This is a genomic window from Streptomyces lucensis JCM 4490 (genome assembly GCF_014650035.1).
Classification (GTDB): Bacteria; Actinomycetota; Actinomycetes; order Streptomycetales; family Streptomycetaceae; genus Streptomyces; species Streptomyces lucensis.
On sequence record NZ_BMUE01000046.1, the window covers coordinates 1 to 2,051 of the forward strand.

General features: G+C 67.6%; 1 protein-coding gene. It reads left to right on the forward strand.

What is annotated here, in order from left to right:
• A partial coding sequence (locus tag IE177_RS34545) for a condensation domain-containing protein (protein WP_190019443.1) occupies positions 1-2,051 on the forward strand: 2,051 nt, incomplete at both ends.

The window sequence follows — 2,051 nt, forward strand, 5'->3', positions numbered from 1 at the left end:
CCAGTCGGGTATCGGGGTGCTCGACGACTTCTTCCTCCTTGGTGGGCATTCGCTGCTGGTGACGCGGGTGGTGGCCCGGGTCCGGGCGGTGCTGGGTGCGGACGTGCCCATCCGGTCCCTGTTCGAGGCACCCACGGTGGCGGGCCTGGCGGCCCGACTGGACACGGCCGGCTCCCGACGGCCGGCCCTGGAACGCATCGAGCACACACAGCCCGTACCGGTGTCCTTCGCCCAGTCCCGCCTGTGGTTCCTCAACCGGCTCGAAGGCCCCTCGGCGACCTACAACATCCCGATGGTCCTGCGCGTATCCGGCTCACTGGACGTGCCCGCACTCCACACCGCGCTGACCGATGTGGCCGAACGCCACCACGTCCTGCGCACCCGCTTCGAAGAACTCCAGGGCACCGTCGTCCAGCACGTCCTGCCCACCGACCAGGCCCGCCCCACCATCACCGTCAAAACCGTCGAAGCCCACGAGACCGACACCGCCGTCGCCGCGGCCATGGCCGAACCCTTCGACGTCGAACACGACCTCCCCCTCCGCGTCACCCTCCTGCCCCTGACCGAGGACGAACACATCCTCGTCGTCGTCGTCCACCACATCGCCGCCGACGGCTGGTCCCTGGCCCCCCTTGCCCGCGACGTCGCCCACGCCTACCAGGCACGCCACACCGGCACCATCCCCACCTGGACCGAACTACCCGTCCAGTACACCGACTACGCCCACTGGCAGCGCCGACTCCTGGGCACCGACGACGACCCTGACAGCATCCTCACCCACCAACTCACCCACTGGCGCACCACCCTCGCCGGACTGCCCGACGAACTCCCCCTGCCCACCGACCGCCCACGCCCCCCCATCAGCACCGGCAACGGCGCAAGCACACGCTTCGACATCACCCCCGAACTCCACCGACGCCTCACCCACATCGCTCGCCAGACCGGCTCCAGCCTCTTCATGGTCCTGCAAGCAGCACTCGCAGCCATGCTCACCCGCCTCGGCTCCGGCACCGACATCCCCATCGGCTCCCCCATCGCCGGCCGCACCGACCAAGCCCTCGACGACCTCGTCGGCTTCTTCGTCAACACCCTCGTCCTACGCACCGACACCTCCGGCGACCCCACCCTCACCGAACTCATCGACCGCGTCCGCGCCACCGCCCTGGCCGCCTACGCCCACCAAGACGTCCCCTTCGAACGCATCGTCGAAGACCTCAACCCACCCCGCTCCATGGCACGCCACCCTCTCTTCCAGGTGATGCTCGCCCTGCAGAACACCCCCCAGATCGACGTCACCCTCACCGACCTACAACTCCGCGAAGAACACCACCCCTCCCAAACCTCCAAATTCGACCTCTTCTTCAGCCTCACCGAACGCCCCGGAACACACCAAGGCATCGACGGCTACCTCGAATACAGCACCGACCTGTTCGACCCCACCACCGCCCACACCCTCACCCAACGACTCACCACCACCCTCAACGCCCTCACCCACAACCCCCACCAACACATCAGCGACATCAACCTCCTCGACACCACCGAACGAACCCGACTCCTCCACCACTGGAACAACACCACCCGGCCCACCACCCACCACACCGTCACCGAACTCATCGAACGCCGCGCCGCCCTCACCCCCCACGCCACCGCCGTCACCCACAACAACACCACCTGGACCTACCACCAACTCAACACCTGGGCCAACCACACCGCCCGCACCCTCATCGCCCACGGCGCCGGCCCCGAACACACCGTGGCCATGGCCCTCCCCCGCTCCACCCACATGATCGGCACCCTCCTCGCCATCCTCAAAACAGGAGCCGCCTACCTCCCCCTCGACCTCGACTACCCAGCCGACCGCCTCGACCACATGCTCAACGACGCCCAACCCACCCTCCTCATCACCGACACCCACACCACCACCAACCCCCACACCACCACCATCCACCTCCAGCAACTCACCAACACCAACACCGGCGACACCAGCGACGGCAACATCACCGACAGCGAACGCCCCACCCCCCTCCACCCCCAACACCCCGCCTACATCA